The 20,302-nt window shown below is 61.0% G+C and carries 15 protein-coding genes; 11 read left to right on the forward strand and 4 right to left on the reverse strand.

Translation table 11 applies throughout. The annotated features are described in order from the left end of the window. Positions 1-72: 72 nt before the first annotated feature. Entirely contained in the window at positions 73-963 is an 891-nt protein-coding gene (locus A6A03_RS05365; protein WP_066784488.1) for a carbohydrate ABC transporter permease, read from the reverse strand. 55 nt (positions 964-1,018) lie between these two features. Further along, positions 1,019-1,939 carry a carbohydrate ABC transporter permease gene (locus tag A6A03_RS05370; RefSeq protein WP_066784495.1) on the reverse strand — a complete coding sequence of 307 codons (921 nt, stop codon included), beginning with the start codon at positions 1,937-1,939 and terminating at the stop codon, positions 1,019-1,021. A gap of 1,197 nt (positions 1,940-3,136) precedes the next feature. Between A6A03_RS05370 and A6A03_RS05375 the strand changes: the two genes are divergently transcribed. The 11 genes from A6A03_RS05375 (at position 3,137) to A6A03_RS05425 (ending at position 16,153) form a co-directional block, all read left to right on the forward strand. After that, positions 3,137-4,246, forward strand: a complete 1,110-nt coding sequence (locus tag A6A03_RS05375; protein ID WP_066784502.1) for a substrate-binding domain-containing protein — start codon at positions 3,137-3,139, stop codon at positions 4,244-4,246. Between the two features lie 42 nt (positions 4,247-4,288). Continuing rightward, the gene (locus A6A03_RS05380) at positions 4,289-5,929 is read left to right on the forward strand and encodes a VWA domain-containing protein (protein ID WP_066784504.1); all 1,641 of its coding nucleotides are present in this window, start codon (positions 4,289-4,291) and stop codon (positions 5,927-5,929) included. Between the two features lie 120 nt (positions 5,930-6,049). After that, positions 6,050-6,775, forward strand: a complete 726-nt coding sequence (locus tag A6A03_RS05385) for a hypothetical protein (RefSeq protein ID WP_066784505.1) — start codon at positions 6,050-6,052, stop codon at positions 6,773-6,775. Between the two features lie 136 nt (positions 6,776-6,911). Beyond that, positions 6,912-8,351 (forward strand): sensor histidine kinase, encoded by a 1,440-nt coding sequence (locus A6A03_RS05390; protein WP_066784507.1) that lies wholly within the window; start codon positions 6,912-6,914, stop codon positions 8,349-8,351. 96 nt (positions 8,352-8,447) lie between these two features. Next, positions 8,448-8,807, forward strand: a complete 360-nt coding sequence (locus tag A6A03_RS05395; RefSeq protein WP_066784511.1) for a response regulator — start codon at positions 8,448-8,450, stop codon at positions 8,805-8,807. Positions 8,808-10,285: 1,478 nt separating this feature from the next. Next, a complete protein-coding gene (hisZ, locus tag A6A03_RS05400; RefSeq protein ID WP_245668850.1) occupies positions 10,286-11,725 on the forward strand; it encodes an ATP phosphoribosyltransferase regulatory subunit in 1,440 nt (479 codons plus the stop codon). Then, positions 11,722-12,408 (forward strand): creatininase family protein, encoded by a 687-nt coding sequence (locus A6A03_RS05405; protein WP_066784515.1) that lies wholly within the window; start codon positions 11,722-11,724, stop codon positions 12,406-12,408. Before hisZ ends, A6A03_RS05405 begins: the two co-directional genes overlap by 4 nt. After that, positions 12,405-13,418, forward strand: coding sequence for an ATP phosphoribosyltransferase (gene hisG, locus A6A03_RS05410; protein WP_066784518.1), 1,014 nt, complete (start codon positions 12,405-12,407; stop codon positions 13,416-13,418). Before A6A03_RS05405 ends, hisG begins: the two co-directional genes overlap by 4 nt. Then, the gene (gene purM / locus A6A03_RS05415; protein WP_066784521.1) at positions 13,415-14,449 is read left to right on the forward strand and encodes a phosphoribosylformylglycinamidine cyclo-ligase; all 1,035 of its coding nucleotides are present in this window, start codon (positions 13,415-13,417) and stop codon (positions 14,447-14,449) included. Before hisG ends, purM begins: the two co-directional genes overlap by 4 nt. 574 nt (positions 14,450-15,023) lie before the next feature. Then, positions 15,024-15,779 (forward strand): phosphoribosylaminoimidazolesuccinocarboxamide synthase, encoded by a 756-nt coding sequence (locus tag A6A03_RS05420; RefSeq protein WP_066784523.1) that lies wholly within the window; start codon positions 15,024-15,026, stop codon positions 15,777-15,779. A 107-nt stretch (positions 15,780-15,886) separates the two neighbouring features. Further along, positions 15,887-16,153, forward strand: coding sequence for a GlsB/YeaQ/YmgE family stress response membrane protein (locus tag A6A03_RS05425; protein WP_066784526.1), 267 nt, complete (start codon positions 15,887-15,889; stop codon positions 16,151-16,153). 45 nt (positions 16,154-16,198) lie between these two features. Here the strand turns inward: A6A03_RS05425 and A6A03_RS05430 are convergent, their stop codons facing one another. Both A6A03_RS05430 and A6A03_RS05435 read right to left on the reverse strand, forming a co-directional pair. Then, a complete protein-coding gene (locus A6A03_RS05430; RefSeq protein ID WP_066784529.1) occupies positions 16,199-18,160 on the reverse strand; it encodes a glycoside hydrolase 5 family protein in 1,962 nt (653 codons plus the stop codon). 43 nt (positions 18,161-18,203) lie between these two features. Beyond that, complete coding sequence (locus A6A03_RS05435) at positions 18,204-19,673, reverse strand: hypothetical protein (protein ID WP_066784532.1); 1,470 nt, start codon at positions 19,671-19,673, stop codon at positions 18,204-18,206. Positions 19,674-20,302: the final 629 nt, after the last annotated feature.

Here is a 20,302-nt window from a genome sequence, read left to right on the forward strand (position 1 = left end):
ACGACCTATGAGGGCATTGCGCGCAATGCCGGCATTACACCGTCATGCCGGCATTACAGCGTCATGCCCCTCCTACCCCTTCACCGCACCGGCGGTCATTCCTTCCACGATCGCCCGCTGGGCCAGCAAGAACCCAATCAACACCGGCACAATCAGGAAGAGCGACCCGGCCATGACCACGCCCCAATTGGACAAGCCCTCGCTATTGCGCAGCCAGAAGACGCCAATCGGCAGCGTGCGCATATCGGTGGTGTTGGTAACAATCAGCGGCCAGAGGAAGTCGTTCCACTTGCTCACCACCGACAACAGCGCCATCGTCACGATCGCCGGCTGGGCAATCGGCGCCACGACGCTGAACAGAATGCGGAAATGACCCGCACCATCGACCCGCGCCGCTTCGAGAATCTCGCGCGGCACGGCCAGAAAGGCTTGGCGGAGCAAGAAGGTGCCGTAGGCAATGGCCGCTCCCGGCACAATAATGCCTTGGTAGGTATTGATCCAGCCGAGCCGGGCCACCGTCAGATAATTCGGCACAATCGTGATCTCAACCGGCACCATCAGCGCCGCCAACAGCAGCAGAAAGACCAAATCTTTGCGCGGGAAGCGCAAGTAGGCCAATGCGTAGGCCGAGAACAAGGCCAAAATCACTTCCGCCGCCGCGCCAAAGAAGGTGGTGATTAAGCTATTCACGTAATAGCGGCCAAACGGCGCCGCCTGCCACGCCGCCGGAAAATTGGCCAGTGTCGGGTTCGCCGGCCACCAAGTCACCGGCAGCGAATAGATTTCGCGCGTCTCTTTAAACGCGGCCATCACTGTCCAATACACCGGCAATCCAATCACGACCACCACCACCAGCATCGCCACATAACCAGCGATCCGCCACGCCACCAGCGAGAGCGGCGTCGATCGCCGGCGAACAGCCACCGGCGTGATTGTGCGCTCAATGTCGTTCGTCACCGCCATACCTAATCCGTGTCTATATCATCACAACCGTGTGAATCCGTATCCCCGCCCACCATCATCCATACGTCACTTGCCGCTCGACATAGCGGATCTGTACGATGGTCAGCGCCAGCATGATGAGGAACAACACGATCGCCACCACCCCCGCCTTGCCGGCGTCATACGAGACAAACCCTAGCTCGTAGAGGTGGAAGATCAGCGTCGTCGTCACATCAGCCGGGCCGCCATTGGTCAGCACGCGGATGAGGTCGAAGGATTGAAAACAGGTCAAAATGCTGGTTACTGACAAGAAGAAAGCCACCGGCGACAAACCGGGCAGGGTCACGTTCCAGAAGCGTTCCCATGCGCCAGCGCCATCAACCCGCGCCGCGTCGTACAACTCGCGGGGAATGGTTTGCAGGCCAGCGAGGTAGATCACCACCGCGTAACCCATGTTCTTCCACACATAGACCATAATCACCGCCGGCATGGCCCAGAACGGATCGACCAGCCAGTTCGGCGAGTCGAGACCGATAAAGCCGAGCAGTTGGTCGATCAAACCGTAGCGCGGGTCAAAGATATAGCTCCAGACCACTGCCACCACAGCGCCCGACATCACCACTGGCGCAAACACAATCGCGCGCGCCGTGTTGCGGTAGCGCAGCGACTGGTTGAGCAACAGCGCCAACAACAGCCCCAATACCAGCGTTAGACCCACCGACCAGACGGTAAAGGTGGCCGTTTGCCAAATGATGTTCCAGAAACGGGGGTCGCTGAAGGCAGAGATATAGTTTTGCAGACCGACAAACGGCATTGTCGGGCGCAGAAAATCCCAGCGCACCATGCTGAGATAGACGTTGTAGAGCAGCGGCCAATAGGTGAATACGCTAAACAGCAACAGATTCGGGCCAATAAAGAGGGCGAAGAGCAACCATTCACGATGCTCGCGCCGTAGCGTATTCGGATGGCGCTCTTGATGCGGCGTGTACGTGGCCATAGCGTCTCGCAATCGGCTGTCGTTCCAATAGCTACGCTATGGTAGAGGGTTCAGGTTAATCAGTCATCATTGAAGTATTAAGTTAACGTTAAACTTCTGCCATGATGCTATTAAGCAGAGGTAGCCCAACGGGTAAAGCGTACCCCTCCCGTAAGAGCGGGAGATTGCTTCGCCGCCTGCGGCGGCGAAGCAATGACAACCGAGGAGCGCGGGCTGTTGACCCTCACCCCCCGGCCGTACGGTGGGAGAGGGGGAGCCGCGGGAGGGCAAACACGGCGCTATGGGAACGGAACGCAGCAGCGCACCCCTCCCGCTCCTCAGTTGTCATTGCGAGGTGCGCGGGCAGGGCAAGGCTCTGCCCGCGCGCCGAAGCAATCCCCCACTTCAGCGCCATGGGTCGCTGAGCGGATCCCCGCTTGTGCGCATAAGCGATCGCTTCGCCTCCCGGCGCGCTAGACCAACCGGAAAGCGTACCCCTCCCGTAAGAGCGGGAGATTGCTTCGCCGCCTCCGGCGGCTCGCAATGACAACCAGAGAGCGCGGGCTGCTGGCCCTCACCCCCCGTCCCCCTCTCCCGCTGGGAGAGGGGGCGCAACTTGCTCCCGCCCCCAGCGGAGTTCAAGGGCGGACAGAACATCTCAGGGCCGGGCTAGGCTTACGAAGCCCGCTGCGCGGGCTGTTGACCCTCACCCCCTGCCCCTCTCCCGCTGGGAGCGGGGGCGCAACTTGCTCCCTCCTCCAGCGGGCTGATGCCCCCACCCCTTGCCCCTCCCCCGCTGGGGGAGGGGTGATGGGGAGCGCAGCATGGAGCTTTACGCCATTGCACAGCGATCAACCGTTGTCATCAATCAAATGTTCTGCCCGCCCCTGAACCCAGCGGGGATGGGGGGCAACTGGGCGCTCCCACAGCATCGCCGCACGCGCGGCGTCTCTACCCATTCCTCACCCCTTGGCGCTCTCTGCGGAGCCGGACAGCCGTCCGGCTCTACTGCGCCTTTGCGTTTTCATCCTCTGCGCCTTTGCTCGCTTTGCGCCTTGGCAGTGTACACTCACCCCTAGGCTGCTCCATTCATTTCATTTGCAACGTTCGGTCACAATGGCGCGTATCTTTTGGTGCAGACAGCACGGTTTGGAATCACGCCAGTATGGATAAGATGCTACGATATAAGCAGCCTCTACCACACGAAGCGAGATAGGTATGTTGAGAATCTCACGCGCGATAGCAGGCATCTACCTACTGGCAACGCTCTTGCTGGCGATTGTTACCGTCGCGTTTGGCCCCGTCGGCTGGGCGCCGCTGCCGCTACCCACCGCCGCGCCGCCGATCCGGGTCGAATTTGCCGTCAGTTCGGAAAAAGAGGCATGGCTACGCAGTGCGCTCGAACGGTTTGCCCGCACTAACCCGACGATCAACGGGCGGGTAGTTGAGGTGCGCATGCGCGTCGCCGGTTCCCGTGATTTGATCACAGCCATCGAGCGCGATGGCTACCAACCAACCGTCATTAGCCCGGCCAGTGAATTACAACTCGCCGAATTGCAGCAATGGCGGGCCGATCTGCTGCGCGAGGCGGCCCAACCGCTAGCTTTTACCCCGCTGGTGGCCTTGATGCGCGAAGCGCCGAGCACGGCCAGCATCGCCAACCCATGGCAACTCTGGCAACGCCAATTGCCCGATCAGATTAACAATGTGCGAATTGGCATCTCATCGCCGGCCAAGAGCAACGGCGGAATCCAGAGTTTGATCGTGCTGGCGGCGCAGTATCACCAAACCAGCAGTCTGACGATCGAACAAGCCAGCGACGCCGGGTTTCGTGAGTGGCTCAGCCAACTGAACAGGCGGATGCAGGCCGGCTGGCCCGACAGCACTGGCGCCCTCACCACCGATTTCGTCATCCGGCCCGGCGTCTACGACATCATCACTACGTATGAAAACCTTGCCCTGCAAGCATTCCGGCAGAGCGAAGGCCGCGGGTTACGGGTGCGGGTCTACTACCCCGCCGCGACGATCGTCAGCGACCATCCCTGCGCTATTCTTACTGCACCTTGGGTCGACAACGCCGAACGCGAAGCTGCCCGCTTGCTGCGCGATTTCCTGCTTAGCCCCGCCGAACAGACCGTCGCCATGCGCGAGTACGGCTTTCGCCCGGCCAATCCGCAAGTGACGATTGATCTGAACGATCCTACATCGCTCTTTGGCCGCTACAGCAGTTACGGCTTCCAGCTTGATCTGGCCGCGCAACTGGCCACGCCGTCGCCAGAGGTAGTTTCGGCGCTGGTAACGACATGGCAAAGCGCAACGGGAAGGTGAGAGCAACGCGCTTACGATTGGGATATCTGAGAGGAGCACGCTATGCAAATCAGGCTATTCAAGCTACTATCGCTGCTCGTGGCGCTGACAACGCTCCTGAGCGGTTGCGGTGACATTAGTACCGTGTTTGACAGCGGTGATACGAATGCAATCACCATTAACATTGCCTACAGTCCTGAAAAGGATAAATGGCTGACCGAGCAGATTGCCCGCTTCAACGAACAGCGGATCACGGTCAACGACCGCCGGGTCAAGGTCGAGGGGATCAACAAATCGTCGGGCGCGGCCCGCACCGAGATCAAGAACGGCACGCTGAAGGTAACGGTCTGGAGCCCATCGGCTAGCACGTGGCTGGAAGTGCTCAAGCAAGAGACCGGCAACCAGAATGTGGCCGTTTCCAACAAGCCGCTGGTGCTGACGCCGGTGGTGATCGCGATGTGGAAGCCGATGGCCGAGGCGATGGGTTGGCCGAATAAGCCAATCGGCTGGAAGGATATCCTCGATCTGACCAACGACCCGCAGGGTTGGGGCCGCTTCGGCCACCCGGAATGGGGCCGCTTCTCGTGGGGCCATACCGATCCGGAAATCAGCACGACGGCGCTCAGCACGCTGATCGCCGAGTTTTACGCCGCCACCGGCAAGCGTGAAGGCCTGACCGTGGCCGATGTGCAGAGCGAAGCGGCGACCCGCTTCATCCGCGAATTAGGGCGCAGCATTAAGCACTACGGCTACAACACGCTGATCTTCAGCGAAAATATGAAGAAATTTGGCATGAGCTACATCTCGGCCTTCCCAATGGAAGAGATTACGCTCATCGACTTCAACAAATTCAACCCGCCGCCGACACCGCTGGTCGCGATCTACCCAGCCGAGGGCACCTTCTGGCACGACAACCCGTTCATCATTATGGCCAGCGCCACTGCCGATGAACGGGATGCTGCTGAGCGATTCTACGAATTTCTGCTCACCGAAGAGAGCCAGCGCGCCGCGATGTCGTTCGGCTTCCGCCCGGCCAACCCCAACGTGCCGCTGACCGACCCGATCAGTCCGGCCTTCGGCGCCGACCCGCAAGGGGTGCAGACCGTCTTGGCCGTGCCTCCGGCGGAAGTGATCGTTGCGGTCAAGAACTCGTGGGCGCTCAACCGCAAGCGGGCCGACATCTTGCTGGTGGTTGACACCTCTGGCTCGATGGAAGGCGATAAGATGACAATGGTCAAGGCGGGGATCGAGACCTTCCTCGCGCGGATTCTGCCTGAAGATCGGGTTGGGTTGGTAACGTTCGACTCGACGGCCCGCGTAGTAGTACCGATGGCGCCGCTCAACGACAACCGGATCGACTTGCAAATCGCTGTTCAAGAGATGCGCGCTGCTGGCCGGACGGCGTTGTTCGATGCGTTGGCTTTGGGGAAGCAGGTGCTTGACAACCTGCCGCCCGCCGAGGACGATCGGATTCGCGCGATTGTGTTGCTCTCGGATGGAGCCGACAACTCAAGCCGGGCATCGCTCGATGAGATCCGGCGCCTCTTCGATGAGAGCGGGATCAGCATCTTCCCGGTGGCTTACGGCAGCGATGCCGACCGGCAGGTGCTTGACTCGATCGCCGAGTTTGCCCGCACGATTGTGGTGGTCGGCGATACCGGCGATATTGCCCAGATCTTTGAAAACCTGAGCCGGTATTTCTAGGACCGGGTTGACAGTTTGGAGTGCGGCAGTTAAACTGCCGCACTCCATAAAAAGAACATCGCAGGTAGTCGCAGCGTGATATAATTACACAAGAAACTATCTCGCCAAAGGCAGGATGGTATGGACACACTCCGCACTGCCGCCTTGCAACCGCTCAATCTGCTCGTGCTGGTCGCCGCGATCTTCGGTGGCTTGTCGCTCACGATCTGGTGGTTGCCGCTTGGAATCGCCCTCTACCTTGCTGCCACGTGGTTGGCGGCGCGCGACCCCTTGCTGACCGCACCACCGCCCGCACCACGCCCGCGCATCACCAGTCCGGCGCTCCGAGCCGCGCTTGGCGAGATCGAGCGATCGCAGCGCGAGGTCGAACGAGCCGCCGGCGCAGCGCAAGGCCCGCTGGCCGGACTGCTCGGCAATATTGTCAACCAGACCCGCGATTTAGTGGCCGAAGCGTATGTGCTGGCTGACAAGGGGCAGATCATTGAACGCTTCTTAGCCACGAACGACTGGCAGCGTTTGTCACAACAACTAACCCAACTCGATTGGCAGATCAGCGCCACGATCGACCCGTTCACCCGTCAGCAACTCGAAGAGCAGCGGCAAGCGTTGCGCGCCCAACAGCAGCATATTCAAGATTTGAGCACCTACCTCAACCGGATTAAGGCTCAGCTCGCGAACATTGACGCCAGCCTTGACACCACCCTAGCCGAGATTGTCCGGCTTAAGACCGCCGATGCGGTCGCGATGGCCTCGGCCAGCGGCGCCGTCCAGCAACGCCTCACCGATCTGCGCAGCGATATGGAGGTGTTCCGCAAAGTGTTGGATACCGCGATGACCGGCTTGTAACGGCAACGTATGCGCTGCCGCTATCCAGCCATGCCATACAGCCTTTCATCATCTTTCAATGTACCCAACCGGCAAGGCATGTTATGATATTCGCAAGCAATATCTAATCTAATCCACGCGAGAGGAACACCATCCTATGGTTGCGCGCACCCTCATCCCCGCTCGCACTCCGGTCGCAACACCCGATGAAGGTCTCGTCGCTGATATGTTGCCACCGATGCTGGTACTCTTAGCAACGCTTGCCGGCGGTGCAACCGGTATCTTGTTGCTCAATCGTTGGCAAGGCAATGTCTGGCCGTATGTTGTGATTCTGTTGCTGCTCGCCAGCGTTGCCGTGAGCGACCGGTTGCGACGGCGCGGCAACCTCTATCTGGCCAGCGTGGTGATGGTCGGCGCGGTGACGCTATTGCCGGTGCTGAGTTGCGCGGCGTTTGGCTTCACTAACAACAGTTTCGTCTATCTTTCGGTGTTAGGGGTCTTTGCCGCCGGGATCATGGTCTCGTCACGCGCGCCATTTCAAGCGACGCAAGCGGCGATCTTGCTCTACCTCGGCTTGCTGCTCGGCGCCGATCTGGCCGGCCAGCCGCGGCCAACGTGGTTTGAAGCGATCGGCCAGATCATATTCCTGATTGCCTTATTGCTCGGTGCAGCAACGCTCAGTTGGGCGGCGGCGTATGTGGTGCGCGGCACGATCAGTTGGGCGATCGATACGGCGCAAAAATCCGAACGGCGCGAACAGTTGTTGCGCGCAACCCAAGCCGATCTCGAACGGGCCTTGCTCGAACGCGATTTGCTCAACGAGCAACTGTACCGCACCACCCTCGAACTGGAAGAGGCGCGGGCCGCTGCCGAGGCGGCCTACCGCTCGAAGGCCAACTTTATGGCCACAATGTCGCACGAGCTGCGCACCCCGCTCAATATCATCATCGGCTTTAGCACCGCGATGCTCGAACATCCCGAAATGTACGGCGATGTGCGCATTGACGAACAGGTGCTGCAAGATATTGCCGAGATCCGGCGCAGCGGCCAGCATTTGCTCGGCCTGATCAACGACATTCTCGATCTGGCGAAAGTTGAGGCCGGCAAGCTTGAGCTGAACAAAACCAATCTCGCGTTGACGCCGCTGCTCGATGAGACGATGCGCACCGCGCAGGCGTTGATCGGCGAGCGGCCCATTCAGTTGCGCCGCGAGTACCGCGATCCGTTGCCGACGGTGCTGGCCGATGAAGTGCGGGTGCGGCAGATATTGCTGAATCTGGTCTCAAACGCCTGCAAGTTTACCCATTCGGGCGAAATTGCGGTCGGAGCGCGGGCCGATACCGATCAGGTCGTGCTCTGGGTGCGTGACACCGGCATCGGGATCGCGCCGAGCGATCAAGAGCGAATCTTCCAACAATTCGAGCAAATTGAAAATGCTGACACGCGCCAACACGCCGGCACCGGTTTGGGCCTCTCGATCTGCCGCTGGCTGGTCGAGCTGCACGGCGGGCGGATGTGGCTGGAAAGCGAACTGGGCAAGGGCAGCATCTTCTTCTTCTCGTTGCCGCGCACACGGGCCGGCACGGAAAGAGGATAACAATGACGGCAACGATGAAACGTGGCAATGCCACGTTTCATCGCGATCAACATCGCACGCTGGCAATGGTGCAAGTGAGCAAAGGAGCAAGGAACGATGGCCAGAATACTGCTCGTCGATGATGTCTATACGGCCCGTTCGATGTTCGAGCGTGTGCTCCGCCATGTTGGGCGCCACGAGGTGCTCTCGGTCGGCAGCGGCGCTGAGGCGCTGGCGAAGGTGCATGAGTTTGGGCCTGATGTGATCGTACTCGATATTAGTATGGCCGATCGCGATGGCTTGATGGTATTGCGCGATCTGCGGGCGCAGGGCGTGCGGTGCCCGATCATTGCGCACACCGCGCGCACCGAAAAGACGCCGGGCGAATTTGTGGCGCAGGGGTTTGACGCCTATGTGCCTAAGACGGGTAATTTGACCAATCTGCTCAGTACGGTGCGCGATTTGGTTGGGCGGTAAATCGGCCCAGTCCAGATCGCCCGATCGTGTGCCCGGCCTTTCAGGCCTAGTAAGCGTTGCAAAGCCCACGCTGCGGGTTAGGTAAGTCTATTCCGTTTCCTGCGCCCGGCCCTTCAGGGCCGGGCTGGCGTTACGAAGCCCGCTGCGCGGGCTGCTAGCCCTCACCCCCAGCCCCGCTCCTAGGGAAAGGAATAGCCACAAAAAGACGCAAAAGGCACAAATATGTTTTGTGCCTCTTGTGGCGCTTGGTAGCTATCATATCCCCTCCCCCAGCGAGTTCAAGGGCGGACAGAACATCTGTCTAGAACCCAGCCCCACTCCCACTGGCGCGGGAGAGGGGAGCCGCTGGATGGGAAAGGAATAGCCACAAAAAGACGCAAAATACACAAAAACGTTTTGTGCATGTTGTGGCGCTTGGTAGCTATCACCTCCCCTCCCCCAGCGAGTTCAAGGGCGAACAGAACATAAGAGCGCAGATGTCATTGATGGCGTTGCGATACGTTGGTTAGCCCTCACCCCCAGCCCCTCTCCCACCGTTAGGTGGGAGAGGGGAGCGGAGAGCCGGGCGTTGAGGCGTTTCACAGCAATCCACGGTTGTACTCGACCAACGTTTTGCCCGCCCCGTAACCCGCCGGGGGAGGGAGGCACAGCGCAGCGGAAAGGGGTTTCTTCCGTGCTCGCGGGGGATTGCTTCGGGCGCTCCGCGCCCTCGCAATGACAGACGGGCCTGTCATTGCGAGCCGCCGGAGGCGGCGAAGCAATCTCCCGCTTCAGCGAGAGTAAACCCATAGCGGGCTGCTAGCCTTCACCCCCAGCCCCTCTCCCACCTAACGGCGGGAGAGGGGAGCGGAGAGCCGGGCGTTGAGGCATCGCACCGCGATCAACGGGGGTGATCAACCCGATGTTCTGTCCGGGACCCGGCCCTTGAGGGCCGGGCTAGAGGTACGAAGCTCGCTGCGTGGGCTGCTAGCCCTCACCCCCAGCCCCTCTCCCACCTAACGGCGGGAGAGGGTAGCGGAGAGCCGGGCGTTGAGGCATCGCACCGCGATCAACGGGGGTGATTAACCCGATGTTCTATCCGGGACCCGGCCCTCAAGGGCCGGGCTAGAGGTACGAAACTCGCTGCGTGGGCTGATGCCCTCACCCTGTGCCCCTCCCCCGCTGGGGGAGGGGTGATGGGGAGCGGAGAGCCGGGCGTTGAGGCATCGCACCGCGATCAACGGGGGTGATCGACCCGGTGTTTTGTCCATCCCGCAAGTCACAGGAGCCGGGCTGTCTTGACGAAGCCCGCGGAGCGGGCTGGATCGGGGTGGTAAGCACGGCTTGGGGCGTGTGCCCGGCTCGGCGATAGTAGGTTTTACCTGATAAGGCATCGCCAGTTGCCGCGGTTTTCCCAATCACACGCGGCAGTACAACACCATCGCGTAACCGATCGGTTACAATACGGCATGGTAGCATACCAACCGACAGGAGGTATTGTGACCGTCGATCTGGTACGCGGCATGCGTGATGTCGCCCCGGCTGAGCACATCGCCAGCCGGTATGTGCAAGCCATTTTGGAACGAACCATAGCCAGTTACGGCTATCAGATGCTCGATGCACCGATTATCGAGCACCGTGACCTCTATTTGCGCAAACTTGGCGAAGAGCTGGTCGGCAAGGTGTATGAGTTTAGCTTTGGCGGGCGCGATCTGGCGCTGCGCCCGGAATGGACTGCATCGGTGTTGCGGGCGTATGTGGCCGGGATGCAAGATCAACCGTTGCCGCTGCGCCTCAGTTATGCCGGGCCGGTCTTTCGCTACGAGCGGCCCCAACGCCATACCTATCGCCAGTTTACGCAGATTGGCGGCGAGATTATCGGCGGCTTGCCACCGCGCGCCGATGCAGAAGTGATTGCACTGGCCTGCGCCGGTTTGGACGCCGCCGGCGTGAGCGGGTATACCGTGCGCATTGGCCATATCGGGCTGGTGCGCGAGCTGCTGCTGCGGTTTGCGTTGCCTGAACGCACCCGCGGGTTGTTAGTGTGGAGCCTTGAGCGGCTGCGGGCCGAGGGGATCGAACCGGTGCGCGAGCGGGTATTGGCGAACCTCGGCACGCCGCCGGAAGGTCTCGAATTGCCTCCCGGCCTCGATGACGCACAGGCGGCCATTTGGCTGGAACGGGTGCTGTCTGCGATGCGGATTGATCTGCGCACCGGCACCCGCAGTCCGGCAGAAGTGATCCAACGCCTGTTGCGCACCCTGCGCCGGGCCGATGAGCAGCCATTAGTCGAAGCGGCGCTAGCGCAGTTGGCCCAACTCGCTGCGATCAGCGGCTCGCCGGCGCAGGCGCTGCCGGCACTGGCCAGCTTACTTGGCAGCGAATCAGCGGCCTTCCGCGAGTTGCAAGCCATTCTCGACCTGCTAGCAGCGCATGGCGTGCCGGGCGATCGGCTGGTGATCGATGGCGCGTTGGGCCGCGGATTGCACTACTACACCGGCCTCATCTTCGAGATTTACGACCGTGACGGGAACCAGCTCTGCGGCGGCGGGCGCTACGACGATCTGGTCAGTACCCTCGGCGGGCGACAACCAACCCCGGCAGTCGGTTTTGCCTATGGGTTGGAACGGGTGCTGGCCGCGGCGACAATGCCGGAATTGATGCTGCCAGCGACCGTGTTAGTGGCCGCAGTGAGCGATGACGATTACCCGTATGCGTTAGCCGTCGCCGAGCGCATCCGCGCCGGCGGGAGAGCGGTGGTGCTCGATGTGCGCGGGAGGAGCGTGAAAGACAATCTGCGCGATGCGACCCGGCGCGGTTTTGCCGCCGCCGTGATCGTAGGTGCAGCCGAACGTGAGGGCGAGTACGTTGTGTGGCGCGATCTCGCCGCACGCACCGAACGGCGGATTGCGCTGGCGGCATTGGGGGAGGCGTTATGAGCGCTACGCAAGCGTGGGGGCGCTACGTTGACGTATTGCCGGCCCAGCAGCAACAGCTCATCGCGAAACAGCCAATCTGCTGGTTGCCGTGGGCGACATTAGAATCGCGCGGATCGCACTTGCCCCACGGAGTCGCCGGTTATATTGCTGAAGCGGTGGCCGAAGGCGCAGCGCGCCGGGTGGGTGGTGTCCTCTACCCGTTGCTGTGGTGGGATAGCAATGACAATGTTGAGCTATTCCGCCAAGTCGTGGCCGCACGGCTGGCTGTTGTCGCCGCTCAAGGATTTCAAGCCGCGATTGTGATCGGTTTGCCCGCAACCACGATGATCGATCTGGCGCTGATCGAGACTGCCGAGGAAGCGTGGTCGCACCATCACCTGCTGACCCTTGCCATCTCGCCGCTCGAGCTAGTCGATGAAACGATGCAGGATCACGGTGCGCTCTGGGAGACCTCGCTGTTGCTGGCGATGCACCCGGAATTGGTCGATCTCAGCCAACTCGCATCCGATGACGGGCGCAATGTGCGCGATGTCGCCAGCCCCTCGCTGGGCAACCATGCGCTCACGTTGGCGATCGAACGGCTAGCAAAGGCCGTGCAAGATGTCTATGCCCGGCGGAACGTAGCCGCGATTACTGCTCTCTACCAACAGCGCCGCGCGCGTTATGATAGGTCTGCGCTATGACACTGCGTTTTGCTATCCCTTCTAAAGGTTCCGGCTACGATGCGACCATTGCGTTGCTGGAAAGTTGCGGTCTGCGCGTGACCCGCGCCAACCCGCGCCAGTACACGGCGGTGTTGCGCGGCTTGCCCGGCACCGAGGTGTTGCTGCATCGGCCCGCCGATATTGTGACGAAAGTGGCCGAGGGCGCGATTGATTTGGGGGTGACCGGCTACGATCTGCTGCACGAACAGCGCGGCGATGACGATGATGATGTGCTGGTCGTGATCGACGACCTCGGCTTCTGGCGGGTTGAGCTGGTCTTTGCCGTGCCCCAAAGCTGGATCGATGTCACCTCGTGGGCCGATTTGGCCGATCTGGCGGTCGAATTCCAAGCGCGGGGCCGGCGATTGCGGATCGCCACCAAGTACCCCAACACGGTGCGCCGGTTTTGTTATGCCAATGGCATCAACATCTTCGAGCTGGTCGAGTCGCAAGGCGCGACTGAGGCGGCGCCGAGCCTTGGCTACGCCGACATTATCGCCGACATCACCGAGACCGGCACTGCCATTCGCGAGAACCAGTTGAAGATCGTCGGCGGGCCGATCATCCGCTCGCAGGCGGTCTTAATCGGCTCGCGCCGTTCGTTGCGCGGCAACCCGGCCCGGCTCGAGCTAGTGCGCCAGCTTTGCGAATTGATCGAAGCCCGCCGGCGTGGCCGCCTCTTCTATTCGCTGACCGCCAATCTGCCCGGCGCCTCGGTGGAAGAGGTGGGGCGGAAGGTAACTGCCCGCCACGAGCTGGCCGGCTTGCAGGGGCCGACGATCGCGCCGGTGTGGAGCAAGTTTGCCAGTGAGAGCGGGTGGTACGCGGTGAATGTGGTCGTACCGCAAGAAGAACTATTGCCGGCGATCGATTACCTGCGCAGCATCGGCGCCAGCAGCGTCACGACTGTTCAAGTGCAACATGTCTTTCGGGCTGAGAGTGAGGCGTTTGCGCGGCTCAGCGCGCGTCTTGGCGAGGAGCGACTATGACCCAGTATCGTGCTGCCGGAGTAGATATTGCCGCGGCGACGCGGGCGAAAGAGCTGATGACGGCGGCGGTGCGCAGCACCCACGGGCCGGCAGTGCTGGCCGGGATGGGAGCGTTTGGCGGGTGTTTTGATGCGGCGCTGGCGCTGGCCGGGATGCAAGCGCCGGTGCTGGTCAGCAGCACCGATGGCGTGGGCACCAAGACACTGGTGGCCGCTGCGCTTGGCCGCTATGACACCGTTGGGCAGGATTTAGTCAATCACGCGATTAACGATATTTTGGTGCAGGGCGCGCGCCCGCTCTTCTTCCTCGATTACATTGCGGTGGCGAAGCTCGATCCGGTGCAGGTGGCAGCGATTGTCGGCGGCGTCGCCGCCGGATGCCGCGCCGCCGGTTGCGCGCTGATTGGCGGCGAAACCGCCGAGATGCCCGATGTCTATGCTCCCGGCGCGTTCGATCTGGCCGGCACCATCGTCGGCGTCGTCGAGCGGGATGCCATGCTGCCACGGGCCGATGTCGCCCCCGGCGATGCGATACTGGCGCTGCCAAGCACCGGCCTGCACACCAATGGCTACTCGCTAGCTCGCCGGATCGTCGCCCACCATTTTGCCGCTGAGGGTTATCACGCGCGCCCAGCCATCCTCGGCGGGCAAACCATCGGCGAGGCGCTGCTGGCGATCCACCGCTGCTACCTGCCCGAAGTGACCGCATTGCGCGCAGCGGCGCCGGTCAAGGCGCTCTGCCATATCACCGGCGGCGGCATTTATGACAACCTACCCCGGGTGCTGCCGGCAGGCATGGGAGCCGCCATCGTGCGCGGCAGGTGGGACATCCCGCCGATTTGCCAATTGCTCGTCGAGGTTGGCGGCCTCAGCGAACAAGAAGCCTACCACGCGCTCAATATGGGGCTCGGCATGCTGGTGATAGTGCCGGTTGAAGCGGTGGCAACCGCGCTGGCAACCGCCCCGGAAGCGCGGTTGGTTGGTCACGTGACGGCCACGCCAGCGGTGCGGCTGGTGGATGAAGGGGAATAGCCGAAACAGGGAAAAGGCACGAGCGCGTTGGTAGAGGAGCGTTTGCGCTAGTTGCCGGTATATCGCTCCGCTACAGCCATTGCTCCCGCATCAGCGGAAGATTGCTGTGAGGGCCGCGGCCCGCGCCCCTATGGGCAGCGTGCATCAGCGAGCCGGCGGCCCGCGTCCCTACGGGTTCAAGGGTGAACAGAACGTATGAGCGTAGACATGGTTGATGGCTGTACGATGCACTGTTTCGCCCTCACCCCCAGCCCCTCTCCCACTGGCGCGGGTTCAAGGGCGGACAGAACATCTGTCCGGCACCCGGCCCTGAAGGGCCGGGCTAGGCTTACGAAGCCCGCTGCGCGGGCTGCTGGCCCTCACCCCCAGCCCCTCTCCCACTGGCGTGGGAGAGGGGAGTGTAGCACCGGGCTTTGAGGCATCGCACAGTGATCGACGGCTGTGTTCAACCACATGTTCTATAAGCCCCTCAACTTCTACGGGTAGCATTCATCGGCGGGCCAGCGGCCCGCGCCCCTACGGGTAGTATTCATCGGCGGGCCAGCGGCCCGCACCCCACGGGAAGGAGCAGACTATGGAACTCGGACATGTATTGGCCGAAGGCAAAACGAAGATCGTGTACGCCCACCCCACCGATCCCGATCTGGCGATTCTGCGCCACAAAGACGGCATCACCGCCGGCGACGGCGCGCGCCGCAGTGTGATCGAGGGTAAAGGGGCGCTGGCCGGGCAAACAACGGCCAACGTCTTTCACTTGCTGAACCGGGCTGGGATTGCGACCCACTTCATCGCCGCGCCGGAACCAACCCTCACCGTCGTGCGGCGCTGCGCGATGATCCCGCTGGAAGTAGTGATGCGCCGCTTACCGGCGGGATCATACCTGCGCCGCCATCCCGAAGCGGCGGGACAGCGATTTGAGCCGCCGTTGGTTGAATTCTTTCTTAAAGACGACGCGCGCCACGACCCGCAGATCATGCCGGAAGAGATCGTCGCACAGGGGATCGCTACTGCCGCCGAAGTTGAGCAGATGACGAACATAGGCCGGCAGGTCTTTCAGACCCTTGAAACGGCGTGGGCCGCGCTCGATGTCACACTGGTTGATCTCAAAATCGAGTTTGGCCGGGCCAGTGATGGCAGCCTGCTGGTTGCCGACGTGATCGACAACGACTCGTGGCGGATCTGGCCGGGGGGCGATCCCAACCGCATGCTCGACAAGCAGGTCTATCGTAATGCGCAGGTGGTTGATGAAACGTTGTTGGCTGATGTGCGCGAGCGGTACGCGCTGGTGGCCGAACTGACCGGACGGTGGGTTACGAAGGAAGGACGCTAACGAATATTTCGTGTAACAAATAATTGCGCATGCTAGCCGGGACGTGCTATAGTGCCAGTGTCGCTGTAGCCAATCCAGCGTATGGACGTATGGAAAGGAGGCAACCGATGATACTCGATCCCGGCGGCATTATTGCGTGGATTGTGGTCGGCTTGATTGCCGGCTGGCTGGCCGGCAAAGTAACCGGCAGCTCGCAAGGGTTGGCCGGTAATCTGATCCTAGGCCTGATCGGCGCGTTTGTAGGAGGTTTCGTCTTTGGCTTGCTTGGCATCCACGGCAGCGCCGGTTTTCTAGGGAGTATCGTCGTGGCCACCATCGGCGCAATTATTTTGGTGGCTATTGGGCGAATCCTGTCTGGTAAACGGGTAGGGTAACGGTGAACGCGGCGGTGCGGCGGTGAGCCGTACCGCCGCGCCCCGTTACTGCGACCTAGGAATCACAATCAGCCGTGGCGCGGTGGTTAGCGTTAATGTTTCCGATAACGGCAGCACAACGCCGGTAGCATCATAGATCGCACGAGCATTAGCCGGCACGGAATAGGTTCGCTCGACGCCATCAACGCTCCAGACCACAATCACCTCGCTCTCAGCCGCGCGGAAATGGTACCCCTCTAATCCAGCCATCGTCACCGGACGCAGATAGCGCGCTGCGCCGAGCTGTTGGCGGGCAAATTGGAAGGCGCGAAAGGCCGGCACTGGTTGTTGCCGGCTATCGAGCAGGCCACCCTCTTGCCAGCCGGGGCCGTTGAGCGTATACCAGTGCGACATCAACAGGTCAGCGGCGATGGTGCGAGCATACAACCGTAGCACCGCATCGGCTTTCGCCTCCTCGAAGCCGTTGGGCCGGCAAGTAGGAGAGCTGCGGTAGCATAATAACGATCCCTCATTCATCATCAATGGCTTGGCATAGCCGTACCGGGCCAATGTAGCGCGCAGATACTCAGCTTTGCCGAGTGTCGCGCCGCCGCGATCGCTCCAATTCGGACGCTCGCGGTCGGGATCACGGTTGGGGCTAAAATAACCGTAGGCGTGGTAGGCGACAATATCGAAATACGCGCCACCACCGGCGCGCAAGATTGCCTCGAAGAAGCGACCGGCCCGGCAAGGCTGGCCATTGGCCAATGGTCGATCAGGCGCGCAGTCGAGCAGCAAGCCGCCCAGAATCACCTGCGCCCGCGGATCGGCAGCCTTGATAGCGGGATAGGCAGCTTTGAGCATCGCTGCATACGCCGCCCCGCCGTAGCCATCGTTATCGTTCTCATCGGCCCAACAGCCAAACGGCTCATCACCGCCAACGAGTTGAAACGGCGCATCCGGTTCATTGCCCAACTCCCAAAAAGTCACATTGTAGGGGGGTTGGCGATAGCGCGCCACTACATCGGTCAGAAAGGCGGCGAAGGCGGGCAAGGCATCAGTGCGGATCGGGCCGCAAGGTTTATTGGGTTGCGCCTGCGCCCACACTGGCGCATTGCGCACAACCACCATCGGCACCGCACCAGCAGCATTGATCGCGAGGATGTCAGCCTCGACCTGCCGCAACGCATCCCAATTGCGCGTGCCGGGGGTTGGCTCGACTTCATCCCAGCGAATGCCGTTATAGCGCACCCAATCAGCGCCGAGTTCGGCTAGTTGCGTGGCTGTTACACGCCCAAAGCCACGATTGATCTCAACCCCAAACACTGAACGCCCGCCGCGCAGATCAGGGAAGGGTTGGGACACAGTGTACAGTTCACGCCCCAGCAAACCGAGCAATACTCGCGAACGAGCCGGGTTCTGCGGGTGCCACTCGAAACGCGCCCGCTCAAACCACTGCGTCAACACCAGATCGCCGTTGGCGTTGCGCTCCATCTGCGGCGCGGTTAATGGGTAGCCGAACAGGGCCAGCGATTGGGCATAGCGGCTGAGGCCGGGAATCCGCAGCCCGTTATTCTGCCAATAGGTGCGAAAACCATTGCCCGGTTCTTGATCACAGACATTATGGCCAGTTTCGGGGAACCAGAGACAACCGGGTTGCGGCCCGGCATCGGGCGGATCGGCAAACGGATCGCGTCCGGCCCGCGCTAATGCTTCAGCCCCCATGCGCCCGATCTGGATGCGATAGGCAGGCGGATTGCCCGGATGCAACTCTAACCGATTCCGTTCCGTCCATTGGACGGTTAAGGTGCGGCCTTCATCACCAACGAACTGTTCCAGCGGACTGATCGGATAGCCAAAGACCGGCAGGCCGCCATTGTCGCGCCAATACGCGACAAACGACGGATGCAAGCAGGTATCGATCAACGGCACATCAGGAAAACAGAGCGGTTCGGTTGGCTGGGCAATCGCCGGCGCCGGCCCGGCGAGCAACGCCAGCGCCAACAAGAGCAAGATCCACTTCTTCATTGATTTGCCTTCATTGATGTGATGAGCCGGATGATTCATAGATTTACCACTGGCACTGATGGATCGTCAATGGCACGGCATAACGCGGATCAGGAATCTCGGCAATGACCGGACAACGTTCCACCAGATCAGGCCGGCCCGCTAACAGTGACAATACCTGCTCTTGCAAGACGAGGTACTGCGGTTGATAGCGATCGATCGCGTACTGCGCCGCGGCGGGGAACCCGCCTGATCCTAATTGAGCCGCAATATCGGGCTGCAAGAGGCCGGCAAAGTCGATCAGCGGACGTTGCGCATAATAGCCGATAATGCCGATTTCGAGCGTGGCGACGCTCGCCGCAGGCGCTGTATTGGCGGCCAGCCATTCGCCGGCGGCGCGGTACACCGTCAGCCGTTGATCGATCTGCTGGCCGATGCGGTAGACCGATCCGCTAAGCCAAAAGACCATACCCCCCAACACCAGCACAGTTCCGGCGATCGCCAACCAATTGCCGCCAATGCGCTGAAGCAAGCGAACCAACACTCGCACCCCAACCCCAAACGCCGGGGCCAGACCGATCACCAATGGCGCAACATACCAGAAATAGCCGGCGACGTGCAAAACAGTATAGGCTAAACCATACAGCGCAGCCCAACCGATCAAGATCAACCAGCGCGGCGAGCGCAGCGTCGCAAAGAGACCAATCCCGGCCAGCGCAAACACGATCTGGTAAAACGGTTGGCGCACATAGCCGTTGAGGGTGACCTGCAACCGATCAACAAAATCGTAAAAGCCGGGGATGAGCGCCTGCTGTTGCTTGGCATAGAGCGTCACCGGCAATGGCGCGCCATAGACCACCCATGCCAGCCCAAGACCGGCAGCGACAATCGCGACCCACACCAGCGCCGCAACCCATGGCCACCGCCGCCAATCTCGCCAGTTGCCGTGATCAATCATCAGCAGCAATAGCGCCAACGGCCCGGCCAGTATGCCATCAGGCCGCAGCCAGACCAGCGCCCCCAGCAGCGCGCCGGTCAGCCATTGCCGGCCTTGGGCCGCACTTACAAACGCCCACAACGTGAGCGCCATCGCCGGCAACGTCTCGCTCCCGAGGGTCGTCAGTGGGAGCGGCATGAGCAAATAGAGCAAAGCTGCCGCCGCGCCGACCAACTCATCGCGCCACAGCCGGCCCAAGTGCCACAATGCCAGCGCGCCGGCGGCATGGCTGAGGCAGCCGATCAGATTGGCGACGAGCGGTAATGGCCAACCCACCAACGCCACCGGCGCAAGGATCAGACCAAAGAGCGGCGCCGTGGTGCTGAGTGTAGCTGTACCGGGATTGTAGACAAAGCCGTGACCGGTTGCGAGATTGAGCGCGTAGCGGTACGTGATGTATGGGTCATCGTAGCCGCGCTGGTAGAGAAAAGCGAATAACACCAAGCCGGTGATGATGGCCAAGAGCCACCCAAATCGTTCAAGTACGTTCACCAGCGGAGGAGTCGGGGAGGATTGGATGAGTTCGTTTCTCGCCACCGTTTGTTTCCAATATGAATCACACCGACGGTTACTTGCTGCGGTAACAGTTTATCATGGAGTGCGGCAGTCAAACTGTCGCACTCGATAGGTAATGGCCAAGAGCCACCCAAATCGTTCAAGTACGTTCACCAGTGGAGGAGTCAGGGAGGAGGCTGAGATCGTTTCTCGCCACCGTTTGTTTCCAATATGAATCATACCAACGGTTCCTTGCTGACGGTAACAGTTTATCATGGAGTGCGGCAGTTAAACTGCCGCACTCCAAAGGATAAAATGCCGGCTAGCATCCCACCTAAAAGCGCACGATCCTTACAAAACTATGACACATCAACGCGCAAAGCGCGGTATGATACAGCTATCTGTAGCAAGTAATCTAGCATCGTTGCAACGGTACAGACTCCTTGCCCATTGTGTGAAATGGAGTGCGGCAGTTAAACTGCCGCACTCCAAAGGATAAAACACCGGCCAGCATCCCACCTAAAAGCGCACGATCCTTACAAAACTATGACACATCAACGCGCAAAGCGCGGTATGATACAGCTATCCGTGCCAAGTAACTTAGCATCATTGCAGCGGTACAGACCAATTGCTCATCGCGTGAATTGCAACGTTATCCGAGTATAGCTGTA

It is taken from the genome of Chloroflexus islandicus (genome assembly GCF_001650695.1).
GTDB lineage: Bacteria > Chloroflexota > Chloroflexia > Chloroflexales > Chloroflexaceae > Chloroflexus > Chloroflexus islandicus.

Bases quoted from the DNA above. Each gene is read 5' to 3' on its own strand.
- purM (WP_066784521.1), top strand. From the start codon at position 13,415: ATGACCCAGTATCGTGCTGCCGGAGTAGATATTGCCGCGGCGACGCGG.
- A6A03_RS05365 (WP_066784488.1), bottom strand. From the start codon at position 963: ATGGCGGTGACGAACGACATTGAGCGCACAATCACGCCGGTGGCTGTT.
- A6A03_RS05390 (WP_066784507.1), top strand. From the start codon at position 6,912: ATGGTTGCGCGCACCCTCATCCCCGCTCGCACTCCGGTCGCAACACCC.
- A6A03_RS05370 (WP_066784495.1), bottom strand. From the start codon at position 1,939: ATGGCCACGTACACGCCGCATCAAGAGCGCCATCCGAATACGCTACGG.
- A6A03_RS05380 (WP_066784504.1), top strand. From the start codon at position 4,289: ATGCAAATCAGGCTATTCAAGCTACTATCGCTGCTCGTGGCGCTGACA.
- A6A03_RS05375 (WP_066784502.1), top strand. From the start codon at position 3,137: ATGTTGAGAATCTCACGCGCGATAGCAGGCATCTACCTACTGGCAACG.
- A6A03_RS05420 (WP_066784523.1), top strand. From the start codon at position 15,024: ATGGAACTCGGACATGTATTGGCCGAAGGCAAAACGAAGATCGTGTAC.
- A6A03_RS05430 (WP_066784529.1), bottom strand. From the start codon at position 18,160: ATGAAGAAGTGGATCTTGCTCTTGTTGGCGCTGGCGTTGCTCGCCGGG.
- A6A03_RS05395 (WP_066784511.1), top strand. From the start codon at position 8,448: ATGGCCAGAATACTGCTCGTCGATGATGTCTATACGGCCCGTTCGATG.
- hisG (WP_066784518.1), top strand. From the start codon at position 12,405: ATGACACTGCGTTTTGCTATCCCTTCTAAAGGTTCCGGCTACGATGCG.
- A6A03_RS05385 (WP_066784505.1), top strand. From the start codon at position 6,050: ATGGACACACTCCGCACTGCCGCCTTGCAACCGCTCAATCTGCTCGTG.
- A6A03_RS05405 (WP_066784515.1), top strand. From the start codon at position 11,722: ATGAGCGCTACGCAAGCGTGGGGGCGCTACGTTGACGTATTGCCGGCC.
- A6A03_RS05425 (WP_066784526.1), top strand. From the start codon at position 15,887: ATGATACTCGATCCCGGCGGCATTATTGCGTGGATTGTGGTCGGCTTG.